At 39.7% G+C, this 20,421-nt stretch carries 16 protein-coding genes; 4 read left to right on the forward strand and 12 right to left on the reverse strand.

Going from position 1 to position 20,421, the window contains the following annotated elements; all coding sequences use genetic code 11:
* Positions 1 to 45: 45 nt before the first annotated feature.
* From PGN18_RS14910 to PGN18_RS14960, 11 genes are all read right to left on the reverse strand, one after another.
* On the reverse strand, positions 46 to 3,555 hold the full coding sequence (locus tag PGN18_RS14910) for a SusC/RagA family TonB-linked outer membrane protein (protein WP_335320355.1): 3,510 nt from the start codon (positions 3,553 to 3,555) through the stop codon (positions 46 to 48).
* Between the two features lie 264 nt (positions 3,556 to 3,819).
* A complete protein-coding gene (locus tag PGN18_RS14915; protein ID WP_335320356.1) occupies positions 3,820 to 4,998 on the reverse strand; it encodes a FecR family protein in 1,179 nt (392 codons plus the stop codon).
* A gap of 54 nt (positions 4,999 to 5,052) precedes the next feature.
* Positions 5,053 to 5,634, reverse strand: coding sequence for an RNA polymerase sigma-70 factor (locus tag PGN18_RS14920; protein WP_335320357.1), 582 nt, complete (start codon positions 5,632 to 5,634; stop codon positions 5,053 to 5,055).
* 1,452 nt (positions 5,635 to 7,086) lie between these two features.
* Positions 7,087 to 7,653, reverse strand: coding sequence for a biliverdin-producing heme oxygenase (locus tag PGN18_RS14925; RefSeq protein ID WP_335320358.1), 567 nt, complete (start codon positions 7,651 to 7,653; stop codon positions 7,087 to 7,089).
* A gap of 17 nt (positions 7,654 to 7,670) precedes the next feature.
* Positions 7,671 to 10,031, reverse strand: coding sequence for a TonB-dependent receptor (locus tag PGN18_RS14930; protein ID WP_335320359.1), 2,361 nt, complete (start codon positions 10,029 to 10,031; stop codon positions 7,671 to 7,673).
* Positions 10,032 to 10,071: 40 nt separating this feature from the next.
* On the reverse strand, positions 10,072 to 11,349 hold the full coding sequence (locus PGN18_RS14935) for a S41 family peptidase (protein WP_335320360.1): 1,278 nt from the start codon (positions 11,347 to 11,349) through the stop codon (positions 10,072 to 10,074).
* A 9-nt stretch (positions 11,350 to 11,358) separates the two neighbouring features.
* The gene (locus PGN18_RS14940; RefSeq protein ID WP_335320361.1) at positions 11,359 to 12,339 is read right to left on the reverse strand and encodes a hypothetical protein; all 981 of its coding nucleotides are present in this window, start codon (positions 12,337 to 12,339) and stop codon (positions 11,359 to 11,361) included.
* A gap of 188 nt (positions 12,340 to 12,527) precedes the next feature.
* Positions 12,528 to 13,121, reverse strand: coding sequence for a hypothetical protein (locus PGN18_RS14945; protein ID WP_335320362.1), 594 nt, complete (start codon positions 13,119 to 13,121; stop codon positions 12,528 to 12,530).
* An 82-nt stretch (positions 13,122 to 13,203) separates the two neighbouring features.
* Positions 13,204 to 14,169, reverse strand: a complete 966-nt coding sequence (locus PGN18_RS14950) for a hypothetical protein (RefSeq protein WP_335320363.1) — start codon at positions 14,167 to 14,169, stop codon at positions 13,204 to 13,206.
* Between the two features lie 28 nt (positions 14,170 to 14,197).
* Positions 14,198 to 14,956: an HmuY family protein gene (locus tag PGN18_RS14955; RefSeq protein WP_335320365.1), complete on the reverse strand. Its 759-nt coding sequence runs from the start codon at positions 14,954 to 14,956 to the stop codon at positions 14,198 to 14,200.
* Between the two features lie 5 nt (positions 14,957 to 14,961).
* Positions 14,962 to 15,690, reverse strand: coding sequence for an HmuY family protein (locus PGN18_RS14960; RefSeq protein WP_335320367.1), 729 nt, complete (start codon positions 15,688 to 15,690; stop codon positions 14,962 to 14,964).
* A 331-nt stretch (positions 15,691 to 16,021) separates the two neighbouring features.
* Between PGN18_RS14960 and PGN18_RS14965 the strand changes: the two genes are divergently transcribed.
* From PGN18_RS14965 to PGN18_RS14980, 4 genes are read left to right on the forward strand one after another with little or no spacing between them, the layout of a single operon-like run.
* Positions 16,022 to 16,861: a heme/hemin ABC transporter substrate-binding protein gene (locus tag PGN18_RS14965; protein ID WP_335320368.1), complete on the forward strand. Its 840-nt coding sequence runs from the start codon at positions 16,022 to 16,024 to the stop codon at positions 16,859 to 16,861.
* Positions 16,858 to 17,901, forward strand: a complete 1,044-nt coding sequence (locus tag PGN18_RS14970; protein WP_335320369.1) for a FecCD family ABC transporter permease — start codon at positions 16,858 to 16,860, stop codon at positions 17,899 to 17,901. The genes PGN18_RS14965 and PGN18_RS14970 overlap by 4 nt, the downstream gene beginning before the upstream one ends.
* A gap of 10 nt (positions 17,902 to 17,911) precedes the next feature.
* Positions 17,912 to 18,799, forward strand: coding sequence for a heme ABC transporter ATP-binding protein (locus tag PGN18_RS14975; RefSeq protein ID WP_335320370.1), 888 nt, complete (start codon positions 17,912 to 17,914; stop codon positions 18,797 to 18,799).
* A 13-nt stretch (positions 18,800 to 18,812) separates the two neighbouring features.
* On the forward strand, positions 18,813 to 19,163 hold the full coding sequence (locus PGN18_RS14980) for a transcriptional repressor (protein WP_335320371.1): 351 nt from the start codon (positions 18,813 to 18,815) through the stop codon (positions 19,161 to 19,163).
* On the opposite strand, the gene PGN18_RS14985 is transcribed toward PGN18_RS14980, so the two are convergent.
* Entirely contained in the window at positions 19,144 to 20,121 is a 978-nt protein-coding gene (locus PGN18_RS14985; RefSeq protein WP_335320372.1) for a helix-turn-helix transcriptional regulator, read from the reverse strand. The genes PGN18_RS14980 and PGN18_RS14985 overlap by 20 nt on opposite strands.
* Between the last annotated feature and the right edge of the window lie 300 nt (positions 20,122 to 20,421).

The raw sequence follows: 20,421 nt of genomic DNA on the forward strand, positions 1-20,421 counted from the left end.
ATGTCTTTAAATATTCTTTACCTGCTCATGCAGTATAAACGGTTTTTAGAAAGTCAGATAAGCACCCAATACATAATTAGGCATGCTGTATCCATTAAGCAAGTATTTTGCAGTTTGAGATTTGGCCAATGTAAATGCGTTCTCTACATTAAACTGGAAACGTATATTGCTCATGCCTGCCTTTTTAGCCACCAGTTGCGGTACTTTGTACGCAAGTGAAATATTCCTCAAACGCATATTGCTCGCATCAATCACATTGATATCAGCATAGCCGTACATACTTGCACTCTGGCTGTTATATGCAGGATCTTCCGCAAAAACCACTTTAGGCACATTGGTTGTTAGCTCATCACCAGGATTTCTCCACCGGTTAACTATGTCTTTATTTACGGTACTAATTTGTGTTACATAGCCGTTAAGGGCACTGTTATAGCCTGCTCCCAGTGTAGGTAAAAATGTATTCCTCATTTTATGGCCGCCTTCGAAAGTCAACAGAAATGATAAAGTGAAGTTCTTATAATCCAACGTACTGTTAAATGATCCACTATATTTTGGAACGGTAGTTCCGCTATACACAATAGATTGTAAAGTAGTTGGTGAAGCCAATACCTTCTCTCCTTTTTCGTTATAAACCTGTGGCAATCCCTTATCACTCAAACCAGCCCATTGATAACTGTAAATGGCATTGTATGGATTTCCAATACGTGGAAATGATTGCGGGTAATCAAGCTGAAGAATATAGAAAGGCGCCTCAATATTTACATAAGTAACTTTATTTTTGTTGTAAGCATACTGCACACCTAAATTCCAGTTCAGATCTTTAGTGCGTATAATATCACCTGATAGTGTCAATTCAATACCATTGTTCAGCATCTTTCCGTTATTGATCACATAGGTGGAATAACCAAATCCCTCTGTGGGTACACCCTGCGTATTAGCAAGCAAGTCGGTACCTCTTTTACGATAATAATCTACTGAACCTGATAAACGATTGTTGAGCACTGCAAAGTCCAAGCCCCCGTTGGTCGTAGTCGTTTTTTCCCATGATAATTGTGGATTTGGTCTGCTGGCTATTGTGGCCTGCAAGCCGCCTACATTGTAATTGGGGTTAAAATTGAAAGTGGTAAACGGTGCACTAGTGGTATAAACATTACCACCGATACCGTGCGAAGCACGCAGTTTCAAACGGTTTACCCAATCTGCGTTAAAGAACGATTCTTTATGAATATTCCAGCCCGCACCCAATGACCAGATAGGGTCATGTTGATATTTTGAACTGGTACCCCAGAGGTTCGACCTATCCCAGCGAATACTACCGGTGAGCAGGTATTTTTCATCATAGGTGTAGCCTGCATTGCTATAAAAAGAAACAAAACGTTCTACGTTAACCCGCATTACCGATGCATCTGCTGCGGTAAAACTTCCGCCACCAAGAATATTTCCAGGATAACTGCCCAATAATGGCTGGTTCAACAGGCTGTAGGTTAGTGTGTTTGGATTATAGTTATAAAGTGTCTGATTTCCGTATTCTATTTTTCTGTTTCTAATTTCAGAACCTAAAATTGCCGTTAAATTGTGTTTTTCTCCAAAAGTTTTGTCGATATTAAACTGCTGCCTGAAATTGTATAAATTGCTGAATTGATTTTCTTTGTAATTGATATTTCCATAAGGAAGATTGAAGATGGCGGTTCCGCCTGCCACAGGGTTGACAGAGGCAAAACTGTTTACCCTACTTCGTACATAATAAGAATTTTTATCATTTAACTGTTCAAATTTTCTGTTTGAATACTCATATTGAAAACTTGGTTTATAAGACAGCCAGTCAGTAATTTTCACACCAAATCTGATAAAAGACCTGTTAGTGAAGTTCTTTACTTTTCCAAGATTCATCTCCTGCTCATTTAATGGATTAATATCCATATTATACAGACGGTTGTTATTGATCAACGTCATGGTATTGGCAGACAAACGTGAGGCAGCAGTAGAAGTGAAGTTGCTTCCATCGGCATTTACTAAACGGTCGTAAGGTAAATAGGCATATCCTGGGGATAAGGTGTTATAGGGTTGGGTATTTCCTTCAGCATATGATAGGAAAGTACTTAGTTCCATGCTCAGCCACTTGGTAATTTGGGTGGTGTTGTTGATATTAACGCCAACAGATTCATCGCCCGCAAATTTATCCTGCGTTTTATTATTACGATAGGTTACAGAAGAATATAAAGCATTTTTTTCGGTCGCGTTCCCTACACTTAGGTTATACTGCTGATAAAAGGGATTACGCTTGCTGTACTTTTCTACATCATCGTAGTATTGGTATCCACCAGATGACAACTGTGCTAATTTAGCGTTGAGATCTGCCTGTGAAAGCGTGCCGGCAGCATTTTTCAGAATAGCATTGATACCCTGGCTTGGATAGGCCATATTCTGCAGTAAGTTAGCTGCATAGGTAGCTGCATTTGCGCCGCGTAAATTTGGATTATTAGCTGCCCATTCTTTCTCCAGTTCTACAATATCAGATGAATTAGTGAGGTTGTCGGTGTAAAACCGGTATGGCGATATGGTAAATGTACTGGAGGCAGAAATTTGCGGCTTGCCAATTTTTGCTTTTTTGGTCACAATAACAATTACACCATTAGCGGCCCTTGCACCATAAATAGAAGCCGCAGCAGCATCTTTTAACACCGTAACACTCTCGATATCCTCAAGGTTTAACCCTGGTATGCCTTCGGTTACACTTCTGCTGTTTGCATTTAAGCTGATGTTTTCTACAGGAAAACCATCAATTACGTATAAGGGCTGCACCAAACCATTCATAGATGTGGTACCCCTAATCAGACCATTATTGTAACCCGGTATACGGCCTTCCAGCAATGACGGTAAACTACTTAAGCGCTGTTGATCCAGTTGTTTGGAAGATACTTTCGAAAATGATCCGGTAACGCGTTCCCTTGATAGTGTTTGATAACCTGTTGAAACGGTCACTTCATCCAACTGACTGGTCTGAATAGCGAGCACGATATTGCCAAGATTTTGCGAGGCTTTAATTTCCCTGGTCTGATAACCTAAAAATGTAACTACAAGCACAGCATCTTCATCAACATTCTCCAATTTAAACTCACCATCACTGTTGGTAACTACCTGTTTCTTCAATCCCTTTATACTTACAATAGCTCCAGGAAGAGGCATATTCTTCTCGTTGAGCACCCTGCCGGTGATATCGATCGCCTGAAGTTGATTGATAATTTTTTCCAATAATGCAGGCTCTTTCTTTTTTACGAGTACTGATTTGTTAGTAATCGTAAATTCCAGCGATTGGTTTTTGAATATCTGATCAAGAACGTCATTCAGTTCGGCATTTTTAACATCTATTGTAACTTTTTTGGAACTCTTTAATACAGAATTTGTAATCACAAAATCGTAACCGGTTTGGTCGCTGATCTGATCAAAAATGGTAAATAGTCCGGCATTTTTGGCCGATAAGGTTATTTTTTGTGCGTAGGTGCCCGCACTCACCTGCATGATGAAAGCAAGTATGAGTAAAGTGGTTAGCTTCATAACTCTCCATAGTTTGTGTTGCGCGCTAAAAAAGCGCACTGGTTTAGTGCAAATTTGGTACATTTGATAAGTTTGGTTTTTGCTTAAAGCCTTGTATTTCGAGTTAGCGGCTTTTTAGCGGTTAGTTAACTGTTTGTTTGATTACCGGACTTTTATTACCAGTTCGATTGGCGTCGGACTGGTATTTAAATTTATTCTCCATCTCAGCCCCTTGTGGCCCTGGGGATGAATTTGAATTTCCGATAGATTAGATCAGGTAAATTTCTATTGTATAACGGTTACCCTCCTTCCTTCAACTTTAAATTTAACATCATTTGAATAACTGAGCATGTTCAGCACTTCGCTTATATTTTTATGGAGCGAAATGTTACCATTAAATAGCTCGTCTGATACTTTTCCAGCATACACCACATCAATATTGTACCAACGGCTGATTTTTGCCATTACCTCTTCAATTGACTCATTTCTGAAACGGAAATAACCATTTTTCCAGGCCATTACATTTTTAATGTCCGCTGGTGCAATGGCAATACCCTGCCCATCCTGTACTGTCGACTGCTCACCTGGTTTAATGGTCTTTGTCTGTTGCAGATGATTTGTTACCCGTACACTCCCTTCAACAAGCGTAGTTACTGCTTTACGGTGATCAGGGTAACTGTTCACATTAAAGTGTGTACCTAGTACCTGTACTTCCTGGAGGTTGGTTTTTACAATAAAGGGATGTGTTTTATCTTTTGCAATTTGAAAATAGGCTTCACCAGTAAGTTCTACCTGACGCAATTTCGCCAATGCGAATGACGATGGGAATTTGATAGATGAAGATGAATTCAGCCATACCTCACTTTGATCTGGCAGACGGAGGCGATAAGTTTCCCCCTTAGCGGTCGACAAGGTATGTATATGTACGCCTGCAGCTTTTTTAGCATCTGTCACAGTGTAAATGAGTTGTCCATCGGCAGTTTTACTGATGATGATCCCTCCTTCTTTGGCCAACTGACCATTATTGACAGCAGACAAAAGAATCTTTTTGCCATTATCTAAAGTGAGTGTAGCCGCGTTTTTGCCAGGAGGAATATCGTTTTTGATTATATTGACAGACTTTTGCGGTTGCCGCTCCTGCTGATAGCTACTATAAATAAAACTAATGGCTATAACGAATAAAACCGCAGCAGCTGCGATACTGAACCAAAGTTTACGTACACTAACCTTAGGCTGTATAACTTCTGCTGGCTCGATCTGTGCGTTTAGTTCAGCCCATTTTTTATTGGTATCAGAAAATGAGTAAGCTTTAAGTGCATCAGCAGACTCATCCCTAATGGTACGAAGTTCCGCTAAAAGTGTCTGTTCATCGGCACTTAGGGAATTTGACAACTGTTCATCGGCTTCCAGTTTATCTAAAAGCTTGTTCCAGTCGGGAGTAAAACTTCTGATTTTCTTATCCATATTAAAATACTGTCGTAGATTATTGGAAATGGGTGACAGCCAATGAAGAAATTTTTATTTTTTTTCTAAAAGAAATTTAAAAAAGGCTTGGCAATGAATAAAAACTACACAAACTAAAATTAAATGATTACGAAGCGCAGAATAGGCCCTGCTTAATTGCGTTTTTACCGTATTAATAGTAATACTTTGCTTTTTAGCGATATCCGCGTAGCTCATTTTGTCTACCGCATGCATAATAAAAATATTTCGCCTGTTTTCAGGTAGTTTTTGAATCAATTCTACAATTTTTAAGTAGCGCTTATGCCTGATTTCGTTATATTCTGTTTCATCAATATCTTCCTGTTGCTCTTCCAAAAGGTCCAGCATCGAATTTCGCTTTTCGTTCACAACACCCTTACGTAGGAAGTCAATACATTTATATTTTACCGCCCGGCGGGCGTAGGCTTCAAAACTTGTGGTAAGCTGAATGGTATGGCGCCTTTGCCAGAAGTCCAGGAAAAAGTCTTGCACCATATCTTCTGCCGTAAACTGGTCATGAACGTATTCCATAGCCACAGCACATAGAAATTGATGATTTCTGCGAAACATCATTTCGAATTTATCGATATTAAGTGTTTTACTCTCCTCCCCTTCCATTAACTAAAATTTAATGATTGACATAATTAATCAAAAGCTACGAATTTACGAAATGAATGCATCATCAAAAAGATTGTCTATGATTTATGGGCTACAGTTTATTGAACTTGAGAAAGGCTTAGGAAGCCTAGATCATCAAATTTAAATGGCAAACATAGATTTACTTATAGATGAAAGGCAGACATATTTAAGAATATTGACTTTATAATAATTATGCTCATCAATCCCCCCCATTGAGCTATCTATTCAACTACGCTCTGGATGAAAAGCATTATAGATATAGCGATGCTTCAGGAAATTTCAACGTGATCGGCAGAAGTGGCAATAATATTATTTGGATAAAGAATCGTTCAGGAACGGATACTGTTTTATATCGAACTTTTCAAGATCCTTCACTTTATAGGTATTTCAATACTAAAGATGATAGATACAAACTACCGTATAAAATTGATATTCTCAATTTATATTTAATCTACTGTCTGGGAAAGCTAAAAAGTTCGGCACTAATGCCAACTTTCTTAGTCGACTAATGATCGACCAGCGATTGCATACGGGAGAAAACTCTGCTAGAAGAATGAAGGTCCAATAACAAGATCAATATAATCATATTTATCAAGCTACTTCGTATGTTGTTCGCGTCTAAAGCGCAGAAAAAAAATTGATAAAATGAATAAATAAGGTACAGCAAAGAGTATTCCCGGCCATGGCTCGTCCCACATCATCCATAATGAAAATAATACAAGTATAATTGGCAGTAAAAAAAAGCTCAAGATACTCCTTATTAAGCTAACCCTCACAGAGTTATTAAGATTAAGTAATACAGGCAAGCTGCCAAGCGCAAGATAGATATTGAAACCAACTGCAATACCGAAAGGCAGATTAATAAAATCAGAATCCGCTGTACCAATTACCCTCATCGCTTGTAAAACAAATACCCCAAGCAGACTGAGTATTGTAGATATCAGAAAACAATAAAATATAATCATCAGGTATTTCATATTGCTGCATTAATTTTAATCAATTTGAACAGACCATATTAGTAATTGTTTACAAGATTATAACTTTCATTACATGCTAAAAAACTTCACTCACCAGTATTTAAGACTGGTAGCCAAACACATTTATTTAGCTTTTCTTAGAAATGCGATTTCAAATGTAACTTGCCCATTTAATTCCGAATTTCCTCAATACATTCAGTGCTCACCTACCTAAGCTACATGGTGTTTTGTACCAGGTGAGGAGTTATTTTACCAGTTTCATTTCTGCTTCTAAGCTTAAAAATTAAGCTTCTGCTGACAAGTCAGCAGAAACGTAGGTTTATGCCACAACATTTTGGGAATTTCAAATGAGATTGAAAAATTATCAGGTAAGCCTTTAATCAGGATGCGCACAGGTGAACGAAAATGATATATTTGTGTGCACCCTTTTCATCCTTACTTAATTATTTTGATACTAAACTATATTCATCCTTTCTCTTTCAAAAACATGGGCAAAATGTTTAAAGGTTTCATTTGCAGCTGTAATGGCTTGCTCTTCTTCTTGTTCCGTTTTTGCCTGATTGTTTAAAACAGCAATAAAATTGCCCCACATCATGCCAGTGGCTTCACCGTAACCAGAGAAAAAAGAAACACCTTTGCTTACGCCAACTTTTTCGAGCATTTTTACGATGATGCTTCCGCCCATGATCGAACCCTCCAATACATATAAGGCGCCTAGTGCCTGCACTGCATTTTCGATTTTTGGCACAGTGGTGTAAGGTAGCTCTGAGATATCGCTACCAAGTTCCAAAATATCAGCTTTGATGTAAGCCGAGTTTCTACGCTGAGCATAATCAGGCAGGATAGATTCAGTAATATATGGCTTAATGGTCTCTTCAATATGGCTGAAATAAGCATAAAAATGTTTCAGCAGATCTGCATAATCTGCATGATTTCTGATGGCTTTTAACTTTAGAACAACCTGTTTCTCCAGGTTCTGGTGTGCAACTTTTGTAGCCTCTTTAATATTTGTACTTAACATATTCTGTAATTTAATAATTAATCTTGATATAAACGATAGGTTAATCCAGCCAGCACAATTCGACCAGGCTGGCCGGGCATAAGCCGATCAGTGTAATTTAAAATGTTATCGGCGGTAAGCCTGATACTTAAATGTTGTTTCATCACCTTTTTCTCAAAAGCAGCATTGAGCATTAAAAAACCATTTACAAAGGTATCATAACGGTCGATAAATTGATTCCCATTGCGGTCGCCAAATGGGAATTTACCCCTATAATTAATACGGATATTGATATTGGCATCCCATGGACGGTAGTTATAAAATACTTTGAAGTTGGCCATGTGCCTCGACCGGTTCTCAATCCCCCAATAATCGGCAGGTTTTGGTGCATAAGAATTTCCGGTTGCCGGATCGTGAATGTTTTGATTGTACGGATAATGGCCTGCCTTAATGCTGTCGATTACACTGAGATCTTTAGCAATCAGGTACTGATAACCTGCACTGAGTTCTAAATTTTTTACCGGACTAATGGCAAAAGACAAATCTATTCCCTTATTCACAGCCTTTGGCAGGTTTTGATAGGTAAAGATGTTCCGGTTTCCGGTACCCGTTGCTATCTGGATGCTATTGATCTGATTATGCAAACTGTGATGAAAGATACCGGCCTCTATTTTTACCTGATCTTTGGGCTTCCACTCTAAACTTAAATTCAAAGATGTACTTCTTTCTGCCAGCAAATTTTGATCCAGCTGGTTCAGTAAAAAAGCTCTGATTTCACTGATCTGCCCCTGCTTATCCAATTGATTCAATGTTTGCTTTAACACTTCATTGCCTATCACCAGATAATTGGCCGCAGGGTTATAAAACACGAGATACCTCGATTTAAAATCTGGCGCTTTAAATCCTGTACCAGCTCCCGCTTTAAAAGTTAAGGTAGGTATCACTTTATACTGAAGCCCTAAACTGGGGTTTAGCTTGCTGCCATAAGCATTGGTTAAATCGTAGCGTAGTCCTGCAACCAATCCAAAGCTCTTGTTCAATTGCCAATCGCCTTGTAGAAAAGTAAAAGCATTGTTTACCGAACGCGGATTGCTCAAAGAAATATCATTCATCATTTCGATGCTTCCCCCCAAACCACCTGTAAATTTAACTTCATTGCTCAGTGCATAGGCAAATTGCTGTTCGAAACGGTGGAGGTTCTGCACAAAAACATCTTGGGTAATGCTGCTGTTCGTTTGCTGCCAATCTACACTTTGATCTGATCGGAAATTGGTATAATAGTAACGGCTCATGCTGCGCAATCCAGAATGGAAATGATGATCGAAAGTGGCCGACAGGTTTAAATCCTGCTCATGCTGACTGTCGCCGGAAATAATGCCCAAACCAAAATCTTTAGACATAAATGATTTCCTCAAGCCATACCTGCCACTAAAACCCAGGGTACTGTTAGGTGTTAAACGGTATCTCATTCTCCCCTGCAAAGCATAATTGTCATAAGGCGGTGCTGTTGTTCCCTGCTGGATGTATTTCGGATTGGTATTAAAACCATCTGTACGGTAATAATTTGCAGATATATTGGCTGATCCCCTTTGCGATGCAAATGGTGTTTCGCCCTCGAGCGTAACATCAGTTATATTCAAATTCCCATAATTTGCAGAAATTAAAGCCTGCGGCTGTAAAGCGCCATACCGGGTAACGATATTGATTGCCCCGCCAAGCGCCTCGCTTCCGAAGAGACAGGAAGATGCACCTTTAATGATCTCAATCCTCTCAATATTGGAAACGCTGATTCTGGACAAATCAAAATTCCCGCTGTTGCGACCAACCATAGGCTGACCATCAATGAGTATCATTATATATTCGCTACTGAAGCCCTGCATCTGTACGCCAACCGAGCGGGCGCCGCCGCCAATATTATTTACAATGGCAATGCCCGTTTGCTCTTTTAATACCTCATCCAGTCTTCGGCTGCCCATCAGTTCGATGGTCCGCCTGCCAATTACAGTAACCGGCATGGCACTGCGCTCCAGTTTCATCAAGTTATCTGGGACAGCACGATTTTCAGATACAGCCACTTCGTTCAGTTCATGTTCTTCATCTGATAATTTAATCATCAGGTTATTCACAACTGTAGTAATTTTGATGTTATTCTGGTAACTGGCCTTGCCAACCATACTTACCGTAATTCGGTAATTACCTATAAATAACTTAGTAAAATTAAAATTTCCCAGATCGTTTGTCTCGGTAGTATGACCATCCGGTTCAAGGCGTACAGTTGCTCCGCGTAAAGCTTTACCTTCATTATCGGTTACTGTGCCTTTTAAACTTCCATACTCCTGTGCGGCTAACTTTAAATGGAAAAATGCAAGGAAAAATATAATAGCGGATAGTTTAACCATGTGATCGTATTGTAGCTAAGCTGTTTTAGCCATTTGTTTTTTATTTTCTTAATCTTAGCCTGTTTTCAAACATAATGCTTTCGGTTGCTACTGGCTGAGAAGGATCAGTTTTACTTGTAGTCATTTTATCTGTTATGGCCAGTTTACTTAAGGACATTTTTTTTGTTCCGTTAATTAATTGTAAGGCCGCACTCAAGCAATTTTCGGCTGGATCACCAAAAACAGGCTGATCTGCACCCTTTACGGCAACATCAGGTGGCATGCCTGTAAAATAATCTGACCAGCCATTGGCGTTTTTAATCAAAAAACTGCTCAGGTAAACACTGTATTGATCGATGTTGATGCTAAAAAAGCCCACTGGCTTGCCATAGGTTTTCTCTCCGATCAGCTTAACCTCAAAATAAGGTTTTAAACTGCTGATCAGCATTTCGCTGGCCGATGCGGTATTGCCCGAAACAATAAAATAAATAGATTGAATGGTTTGTAAATTTCCTCTTTTATTAAATTTATAGGTATTGCCAGCTGTGGTATAATCCACATCGGCCATGGTAGCCATGCGGCCATTGTAAATCGCTGTTTTTCCATTGGCATCTAAATAAGGTTGATGTTTCAGTATTTTTGCGGCACCATTTTGCATAGATGGATTAAATAATTCGCTATACATCACTTTTCCATTTAAACTGGCTGGTATGATTAAATTGGCTACATATTCTGCAGTTTCCAAATAACCGCCTCCATTGTTTCGCAAATCGATTATGATAACTTTTGGATTGGCGGCTGCGAATTCAGAAAAAGCTTGGTTTAAAGCCACTCTACTATCGTTTAGTGAAGCAAACGAAGCCAAAGCAAGGTAAGCAACCGGCGTATCATCAGTGGTAATGATTTTATTGGCAAGCACAGCTGTGTTGAAATTTGTAATGCCGGCAGTAGTCCCCGGACTACCTTTCCCCACCTGGAGATTTGAATATTTTGGATTTTCGAAATAAACAGGTAACTCGTAAGGTTGACCATTGGCCGGGTTTATTTTAAGCTGCGAAATATCAAATAACGCTTTCCTAAAAGTGGTGATATCTGAACCGATTCCGGCATATTTCTGTCTCGGGTTAAACTCAACATAGCTTGGCAGTACATCGTTCCATAAGTACACTTGTTTGGCATATAAGAAGATGGAATCGAGCGTCAACTGGCTTCGCGTGCCTGTGGTAGGCGAAATAATCTCTTCCGCATCATCAACAGAAACCTTTGCCTTTTTACAGGCAGAGGTTCCCATTAGAATGAACGAGAGCAGCGTGATATATATCTTTGTATGGTATTGCACTTTAAAAGCTTAATTAACAATAGCAATCATATCATCAAAAACACCGCTAAGCGGACCTGCCGGGTAATAATCTCCTGCAGGATAGTTATAACTATACAAATCATAATTCCCAGTTGGCAAATCGTTAGGCACTTTTAATGTTAACTGACCTGTTTTGGTTTCCTTGATGATTAAGTTGTACATCAGTTTGGTGGCCACATGGCGAATGGCAAACTGGTTAATCAGTTCAATCCTGTTTTCACCATTAATCACAAACTCTTCCCCAAGTTTTAAGGTAAGTTTGATGGTGCTCAATTCTACCGGGGTAATGGCTGGGCGGCCATTGCTTACACCAAATGTTCGTTCTAAAACCACACTTCTCAATCCGGATACAACTTTCAATTGATAAATCCCATCTGGTACGCCGGCGTCAATTGTTGCGCTGAGTGAAATGGGTGTTATGCTGGCTATAGCAATTTCTTTTTCAGTATGGTTAGCCATATTGACCAAAAAAGCTCTGGTTTGTTCTTTACTCGCCATAATATTATCGCCGGTAACGTTAATATTGCTACCTCTGTTCACAAAGCTTTTAGTATTATATACCGATATTCCTGAGGAGATATTTATTTTAAGCAATGGTTGATTGATAACCTTTTTAATCAGGTACGCTTTGCTTGTACCGTTTTGTGCCGTCACTACAAACCTGGTCGTTTCTTCAAAAGCCACACTTTGGCCCGAAGCAGGACTAACACTTGCCCTTTCAGATACTATAATGGTAGGTGTAATATGATCTGGTACAGCCTGCCCGGAAGGCCAGTAGATGGTCAGATTTTTTTCATCGATTATAGCCTTAACTGGATCTCCATTGGCATCCTTTATCGTAAAACTTAAAATGTCGGCGTAAGGATAATCTTCATATTCCTTTTTGCATGCACCAAATATGATGATGATGACACATAAAATTAAAAGATAGTATGAGCTGACAGAGAAGCGTTTATATATTGTATTCATAATCAATAATTATTAGATTTGCATTTTTAGGCCCGCAAATAAGGCCTTAGCCTAAGCTAATGTCTTTAAAACGATTTGGGATTATTCCCTTATTTGGGTTTATTTATGATTTTTTAGGGACGATAAGTCGTGTTTTCGTCCCTTTTTTTATCTTTTTAATTAAGGATTTCCCTTGATTGAGTTCTTCCTTACTTTAATCTCTTCGTGTGGAAATTAACAGTGGTATTATAAGTACCGGAAGTAGTTACACCATCAAGCTGAACCACATAAAGCCTGGTTGAACCGGCAATTGTTGAACCGTTACCCACTACAGCATATCTTTGAGCCACAGGCGTAATGGTACGGGTAACCCTGTTATAATTGTACCAGCCCACAGTTGTACTGGTATTATTGCCCAAAGTGCTGATTGCACCTAATGTAACTGAAGAAACATCAGTTAAAGTAATGCCGCTAACATTGGTTACCGATGGAGAATCGTAATAGCCAAGGCTATTGGTGCCTGCGATGGTAATGTTTCCGTTAAAATTGTTGTCGAAATCAACCTGGTTTCCAGCACTTGCCACCACATTGTTCAGTAAATCGTAACCAACAGCAGTCCACGAAGTAGGTGAAGTTGATGAATTGGTTACCACACCTGCTTCTGTATCGCCTACAGCAAGCGCAGCGGTAGTATTCTGCAAGGCAAGTTTGTTATCGGGTTGAACCGCATCTTTTTTACAGGCAGTTCCTAATATGGCCAAGGTTGCAACAGCGAACGTAAGTTTTAAAAAATTCATTTTCATTTTTTTCAGATTTATGATTTTTGTTATATAAATGGGAATAATCTCCCTAATCGTTTTTCAATGGATAATTGTTAATAGATTACTACTTCGAGGTAACTGTAACTGACCAGTTTAGCGTGAGTAAAGGCCAGGTTCCAAAAGCGGCTGTTGGTGTATAAGTGCCTGGCGGTAAGCTGTCAGGAATTCGGATCGTAGCTTCAGTGCGGGTAAAGGAAATTATAGGCAAGATTGTTTTCTGGCCGTTTACAGTAATATAAAATTCTTTAAAGTCATTAAATACCACGCCTCCTGTAGCTATTTTAAATGTTTCACCTTGTTTAACGGTAACCGGACCGTAATTAATTCCAGGCCGGCCGTAAACAACTTTTACCGGATATTTCATTTCGGCAGTTAAGGCCTGTACTTTTACCCTTACCTTATAACTTCCGGTATCTAATGTTTGCGGAACCTGTAAATAACTATATGTGTAAGTTTTAATGCCACCGATCATGGCTACCGATACCGCTGTTGTTCCCAGTGCAGTACTGGGCGTTAATTCATATTCCTTATCGGCTTTATCAACCAGGTAGGCCTTGATTTTTTTTACATCAGCAATATTAAAATTACCTTGCACCCTCACATCATAAGCGCCCACTGCCATTGTTGTCGCGATGGTGGCTGTTGATAGTTCAGTCAATACCAAAGGCGAAATCTGATTGAGTTTAATGACCAGTTTGTAGGAAGAGGTACTCTGATCTGCAGCAATTACGGTATAAGTTTTTTTGGTATCCAAAACCGCTACCGGAGCTGGCGTTTCACTCAACTTAGCCCCTGCCGAAAGTTTAATCACCGGCTCTATTACATCCAGTTCGTAGTAATATGGCAAATAGAGCGTTATGGTTTTATCGGTCTCATCAATGGCACCAAAAATATTTCCATCGGATACGGCAACCTTAAATTCGGTGATTTTATTCGCTGGAAGAGGCTCCAGACCTATTGTCTTTTTACAGGCGGCAAGCGTAGCAACCGTTAATACAATACAAAGCAGTTGCGTTAATTTATTCTTCATTTTAATATGATATTGATAAGGTATGTGTTTATTTAATCTCGAATTTTGAACTCCCTTTTGGCACAATTACGAATTCGAAAGTGAAATACATGTGTGGCGTGGTTCTAAACCATTTGTCAGCCGTAAAGGCATCCTTATAACAGCTGATCATTTTGATCTTCGCGTAATCGCCTTTGGCTGTGCGGACAACAATGGTACGTTTTTCGGGCATGGCATAAGCCACGTGCTGCTTATCGTAACTGCCATCGCCCCTTTTGGTGCCGCCAAAGTCATATAAGTACCATCCTATTCCTTCACCAAAATCCCCTTCATCGTCTGTACCAATGGTTTTACTAATGCTCAACGTACCATCTGCAGGTACATCGATAACCTCATCGAAAGGCTTTTGTAATATGGTAATCGCTCCTGTACCTGTGCTTCCGGCGCCTAAACTGTTTGAAGATTGACCATTATTGCTACTTAAAAAGCTATTGTAAAGCCCATTAAAGCAAATATCCCAACGGTTGGTTTTAGTATATAATAAAGAAATAGTAGCCTTGGTTTCTAAACTGAATAAAACAGCGGTTGGCGGTACCGTTGGATTGGCATCATCCGTTTCTACGGCTAAATTTTCTATTCGCTGTAATTTATAATATGGTGTGCCGCCCTCTGTATGGCTTGGCGACTCTTTTTCGGGTTCAGGCGAAACAATTTCGTCTTTTTTGCAACTGGTAAAAAGTAAACACAATATAAAACAGGCTGAAGCCCATTTAAACATGGTTTTGTATGTGGTTATCGCTGTATTCATTTTCTTTATTTAGTCTTTAAATTTTTGCTTCCGTCTTGCTGTACATAATATTTGAAAGTGTAGTAAGGTGCAGGCCAGTTTAAGTCGGTAACACTTGGCGGATTGCCCTTATAGGCATTAATTAATTGTAGTTTGGCATATTTGCCATCAGGTAGCCTAATAACATAGGTGCGGTTGGGAATGGCTTGCATAATATGTGTATTAAAGCTGTAAAAAAACCAGCCATTTGAGTTAGCTGAAGATGCCCAACCAATTTTAGTTAATCCGCTGCCGTTCAAAGCCTCATCAGAGGGCGCCTGGGTAACGCTATCATAGCTTTGCTCCAGCATGATCACCACGCTTTTTGCGGCTCCACCGAAGCCGGGGTTGTATTGGTAATCTTTATCGTTCACATAAATTTCGCTGTTATATGGGCCAGTAAAAGCTAAATCCCAGTCATTGGTTTTTAGCCATTGCGCTGTATCGGCTGCATTGCGGATCCAGATTTGTTTCTGATCCCTTAAGCGGAAAAGAAAGGTATAAAAAGGCCGTAGTTCTTTACCAGGAGTTCCACTGCCCATCGCAGCTTGTGTATCGCCAGCCAAATCGGTAATCACTATGCTTTTACCATCTTGTAAAATTGCGTTCTGGTCCTGTTCATCTTTCTTACATGAAGCGAAAGCCCCTGTTAAAAGCAATAAACTTATAGCAAGCGTTTTTTTGTTAGCAAAATATGAATATATGGTGTTTTTCATCAGTGTTATTATTTTTAATCATTCTAAATAAGAACACTGCAAACATCCAAATTAAGCATCAAAAATGGTTTGTTCAATCCGTATTTTAATTTGTTCAATCCGTATTTTATTTTGTTCAATCCGTATTTTTTTCGGCGCTGTTTCGCACAAACCAACAGTATAACTGAAAGATAAATAAAAACAATCAACTGTATTTTAGATACTTAAAAAAATTAACAGTCACCTTTTTTTCTGAAAAGACATCACCAATTCAACTGAATGTGGTAATGATATACTTGTATTTAGATTAATTAAACACTTTTTTTGTTTTCCTAAATAAGCAATTACAAGTATGAAGAAATATTACGCCGCACTTATCATATTTTATGTTTTCACTGGTCTCCAATCAGTAAAGGCACAGGCCAAGCGCATGATTACCTTAAGCAGCGCCATTAGCGAAACGGTAAATGCTTTGGGCTATGGTAAACATATGGTGGCTACAGATGTAACCAGTGTATGGCCCGAAGAAATTAACAGGTTACCTAAAGTAAGCAGGAACAGGTCTTTTTCCGTTGAGGCCATTACTGCCTTTCGACCAGATCTGATATTAGTTCCTGAAGGGGACTTTTCGAAAGAAAACCTTTATCAGTTCAAATCATTAGGGATCAGGGTCGTTGCTATCCGCCAGGAATTTTCGGTTGAAGGTGCAGCCAAATTTATCAGGCAGATTGCGGCAGCCATTGGCGATAAAGCACGTGGTGAACAGCTTGCAAAGCAAACCACAAACCGCATCAGTAACACAATAATTCAGTTAAAAAAAGGCAATAAGATACCAAAAGTGCTGTTTATCTATGCACGTGGTGTAGGCACCATGAGTGTGGCTGGCAAAGGAAGCAGCATAGATGCCATTATCAAACTGGCCGGCGGCAAAAATGCCATACAGGAATTTAGCGATTTTAAACCTTATACTACCGAAGCACTGATCAAAAGCAACCCCGACATCATTCTGATGTTTGATTTTGGTTTAAAGAGTTTAGGTGGCAAGGAATCCTTTTTAAATCTGCCGGGTGTAACCTATACCAATGCCGGAAAAAATAAAAGGATTGTGGAGATGAACGGCCCGTTGCTCATCAATTTTAGCAACCGATTACCTGAAGCCATTAAAGCCTTAAATAACCAAATTTACCAATGAGAAGGCTATTGATATACACCCTACTCAGCGTGGGCTTATTGGTTTCTGTCTGTTTTTCACTCGCTTTAGGTGCCATGCGCATCCCACTAGAAGAAGTGATCGACACGCTGACCCATACCATGGGATTTACCCTGTTTGGCGGCACAGATCATGGTATCAACCAAAGCGTAATTATGATGATCAGGTTACCACGTACCTTAATGGGAATACTGGTTGGTGCTGCGCTTGGCATTTCAGGCGCAGCCATACAGGGCATATTCAGGAATCCATTGGCAGAACCAAGCCTGGTGGGGATATCAGCGGGTGCATCTTTAATGGCGGTACTGATTATTGCTTTTGAAACCTTACTGTTTTCCAGTTTGACCCAGCTTTTAGGTTATTACCTATTGGCATTTGGAGCTTTTGCCGGAGCAGGTATTACGGCCATGCTGGTGTATAACCTTTCGAAGGTAAACGGACAGGCCAATGTGTCAACCATGCTGCTGGCTGGTATCTCGATTAATGCCATGGCTGGTGCGTTGACCGGATTGGTTACCTACCTGGCCGATGAGCAGAAACTCAGGAGCATTACTTTCTGGATGATGGGCAGCTTGGGTGGTGCCACATGGCAAAATGTAAGCTGTTTATTCCCTTTTGTACTGGTGGCGATAGCCGGACTACCATTTTTAGCTAAAGGTTTAAATTTGTTTGCCATTGGCGAAAACCAGGTGGAACTGATCGGCTTAAACCCCAACCGTATTAAAATAATGGTGGTGGTATTGGCCACCATGGCCGTGGGCGCTTCTGTCGCCGTTTCGGGCATTATCGGGTTTATCGGTTTGCTCATCCCCCACCTTACGCGCTTAATTGGCGGCGTAGATCACCGTTTTGTACTTCCTGTTTCAGCATTGATGGGTGCATTGGTTCTTACCTTGGCAGATCTGGTTTCGAGATTAATTGTACAACCGATTGAATTACCAATAGGTGTGGTTACAGCCTTAATGGGAAGCCCCGTTTTTTTATACATCCTCATTAAAGACAAGAAGAAATTAGTTAATTAACAATCAGTTTATGCTTAGAATAGAATCCATCAGCTATAAATTAAACCAACGACCGCTCTTAAAAGACATATCTTTCAGCATCAGAACGGGCGAAATGGTTGCGCTTTTAGGATCAAACGGTGCTGGAAAGTCTACTTTGATGCGCTTACTTTCTGGTGAGCGAAAGCCCGATAGCGGGCGCATTGTATTATACGGAGAAGACCTTAAGGACTATAATAGAAAAGTACTGGCCACCAAAAGGGCTTACTTGCAACAACACAATCCCATTACTATGGCTTTTACGGTAAAGGAAGTAGTGATGATGGGCAGGTATGGTTTCAAAGGCCTCCCATCAGCAAAAAACGACCAAACTGCGATATTTGAAACAATGGAACTCTGCGGACTAACTGATTTGACAGACCGATCGATGCTTAGCCTTTCAGGCGGCGAGCAGCAACGGGTACACTTGGCGAGGGTTTTGACTCAACTTTGGGACAACGAAAATGCGGTACTGCTGCTGGACGAACCTACCAACAATATGGACTTACAGTTTCAGCACCAAAGCCTGGCCATTGCCGCTGCGATGGCTAAAAAAGGTTATATGATTATTGTGGTGTTACACGATGTTAACTTGGCTGCCCAATATGCTAACCGGATTATCATTTTAAAAGATGGCCGGAAATGGTGGGATGGAACTCCGGCGCAGGTACTTACTCCACAGCATATTTATTCAGCTTTTGGCATTCACGCCCAGACATATACCGACCAAAGCAGTTTAAAAACGGTTATCGTTCCTAAAGAAATCAAACTTGATGCTGCAAAGTTCAATTCCAACCTCCGAACACCAAATCCACCTGTTTATAAATTAAAGCCCACCGAAACCGATGAATTAGTTACACTCCAATCTGCCCAGATTTAAATTAACGCTACCGATGAAAAACATACAAAAACTATTTAACACAGCTCAAAGCATCGGCCAGATGCCTCAATCGCCCTGTACTGATCCTTTTAAAGAATCCATTTTAAAAACAATAAACGATTACTGTCGGTTAAAGCGGTTATTGTTCTCCGAAAAGAGATTATGGATTGCGTTTAAACTGTTGGAAATAAGTGATTTTATCCATCCCGAATCACTTTGGTTAATGCTTAAAGAAGATAATACGCCCATAAGTATAGGTTGCGTATATACCAATTTAAAACTGATGGAAGCCGCTGGCATTGCCGAAGCACAAAACACCGGTTCAAGATCGATTTTATATAAAATCAGAGCCGCAGATCACTAGGTAAAATGCCATAGTATTTTTTAAAGGCATTGGTGAAACTGGCTTGATGTTTAAAACCTATATTTACACCAACTTCGTACATATTTTTTCCTTCCTCTAAAATTAACCGTTTGGCTTCTTCCATTCTTAAGCGGGTGATAAAGTCGTAAATGGTACTGCCGAAATATTTTTTAAAGCCTGTTCTTAATTTAAATTCATTCAGCAGTATCATTTTCGAAAGCTGTTTATGAGTTGGAGGATCGATATAATCCCGTTCCAAAATTTCTCTGGCTTCTTCCAGTTTTGGAATATCGCGATCGAGCAACGGTTCTCTACCTCCCTGCAGGTGCTGACTAAACTGTTCCAGCTGGTACATAATCAACTCGGTGATACGCGCATCGGTAAATAGACGCTTCAATTCTCCATCCTGCTTGCAGGTAATAATGGCATCAATTGCCCTGTGCATTTCAGGAGTCATCAAAAGATCTTGCTCCGCAAAAGAAGTGGATATTCCTTTGTCCATTTCCTGTACAAACTGTTCATGCAATGGAGAATACAGATCAACCAGGCGGAGGTAATAATCTTTAGAAAGAACAATCAAAAAATAGACAAATTCTGCATCAGGTTTCACATCATACGCCTCCTTTGCTGAAGGGATATATCTGATATTGTGCCTGCTCAGTCCATATCTAAATGATGGATTACCTATTGCTGAAGCATTTTTCTGGCTAAAAATAAACTGACAGGTGATGGCCTCTCCCTCTACTTCGGTGAGAATCCGTGCAGGACCGTCAAACTTCATCTCGGCGTGTACCAGAAACAGACCATTGGTAGAAAGCTGATAATTTTTGAGGGCTACAGGAGCATTCTTGATGGCTATTGATTTTTCTGACAGTCGATGATCGGGCACATATTGATCTGGAATTTCTTCCATAAACAGAAAATCTTTTTGATGCTCTATTCTTGCCTTTACAATCATTTCCGGTTAGTTATAATTTAATCATAGACACACAAATATAGGAATATTATTTATATTAATTCTAAATAAGAATAATTATTGACTAATCTGCCTTGAAATACGACATGTAATTTACTATAAGCTGCATAAACAACTTAAATCAGCTTGGCAATTAGTTATATCCATAAAAAAAGCCACGCAGAGCTCGAAGTGAAAATAAGCCAACCTGCTTCGCGATCAGATGCTGATAGCCTGGCGAAATAGGACTGTTATTGGGCCAAAGAAATACTTTGAATACCATTTAATACCTCTACCATATTA

This window comes from Pedobacter terrae (assembly GCF_036946585.1).
Taxonomy (GTDB): Bacteria; Bacteroidota; Bacteroidia; order Sphingobacteriales; family Sphingobacteriaceae; genus Pedobacter; species Pedobacter terrae_C.

Bases quoted from the DNA above. Each gene is read 5' to 3' on its own strand.
- PGN18_RS14965 (WP_335320368.1), top strand. From the start codon at position 16,022: ATGAAGAAATATTACGCCGCACTTATCATATTTTATGTTTTCACTGGT.
- PGN18_RS14950 (WP_335320363.1), bottom strand. From the start codon at position 14,169: ATGAAGAATAAATTAACGCAACTGCTTTGTATTGTATTAACGGTTGCT.
- PGN18_RS14940 (WP_335320361.1), bottom strand. From the start codon at position 12,339: ATGAATACAATATATAAACGCTTCTCTGTCAGCTCATACTATCTTTTA.
- PGN18_RS14980 (WP_335320371.1), top strand. From the start codon at position 18,813: ATGAAAAACATACAAAAACTATTTAACACAGCTCAAAGCATCGGCCAG.
- PGN18_RS14945 (WP_335320362.1), bottom strand. From the start codon at position 13,121: ATGAAAATGAATTTTTTAAAACTTACGTTCGCTGTTGCAACCTTGGCC.
- PGN18_RS14930 (WP_335320359.1), bottom strand. From the start codon at position 10,031: ATGGTTAAACTATCCGCTATTATATTTTTCCTTGCATTTTTCCATTTA.
- PGN18_RS14960 (WP_335320367.1), bottom strand. From the start codon at position 15,690: ATGAAAAACACCATATATTCATATTTTGCTAACAAAAAAACGCTTGCT.
- PGN18_RS14975 (WP_335320370.1), top strand. From the start codon at position 17,912: ATGCTTAGAATAGAATCCATCAGCTATAAATTAAACCAACGACCGCTC.
- PGN18_RS14970 (WP_335320369.1), top strand. From the start codon at position 16,858: ATGAGAAGGCTATTGATATACACCCTACTCAGCGTGGGCTTATTGGTT.
- PGN18_RS14910 (WP_335320355.1), bottom strand. From the start codon at position 3,555: ATGAAGCTAACCACTTTACTCATACTTGCTTTCATCATGCAGGTGAGT.
- PGN18_RS14985 (WP_335320372.1), bottom strand. From the start codon at position 20,121: ATGATTGTAAAGGCAAGAATAGAGCATCAAAAAGATTTTCTGTTTATG.
- PGN18_RS14925 (WP_335320358.1), bottom strand. From the start codon at position 7,653: ATGTTAAGTACAAATATTAAAGAGGCTACAAAAGTTGCACACCAGAAC.
- PGN18_RS14920 (WP_335320357.1), bottom strand. From the start codon at position 5,634: ATGGAAGGGGAGGAGAGTAAAACACTTAATATCGATAAATTCGAAATG.
- PGN18_RS14915 (WP_335320356.1), bottom strand. From the start codon at position 4,998: ATGGATAAGAAAATCAGAAGTTTTACTCCCGACTGGAACAAGCTTTTA.
- PGN18_RS14955 (WP_335320365.1), bottom strand. From the start codon at position 14,956: ATGAATACAGCGATAACCACATACAAAACCATGTTTAAATGGGCTTCA.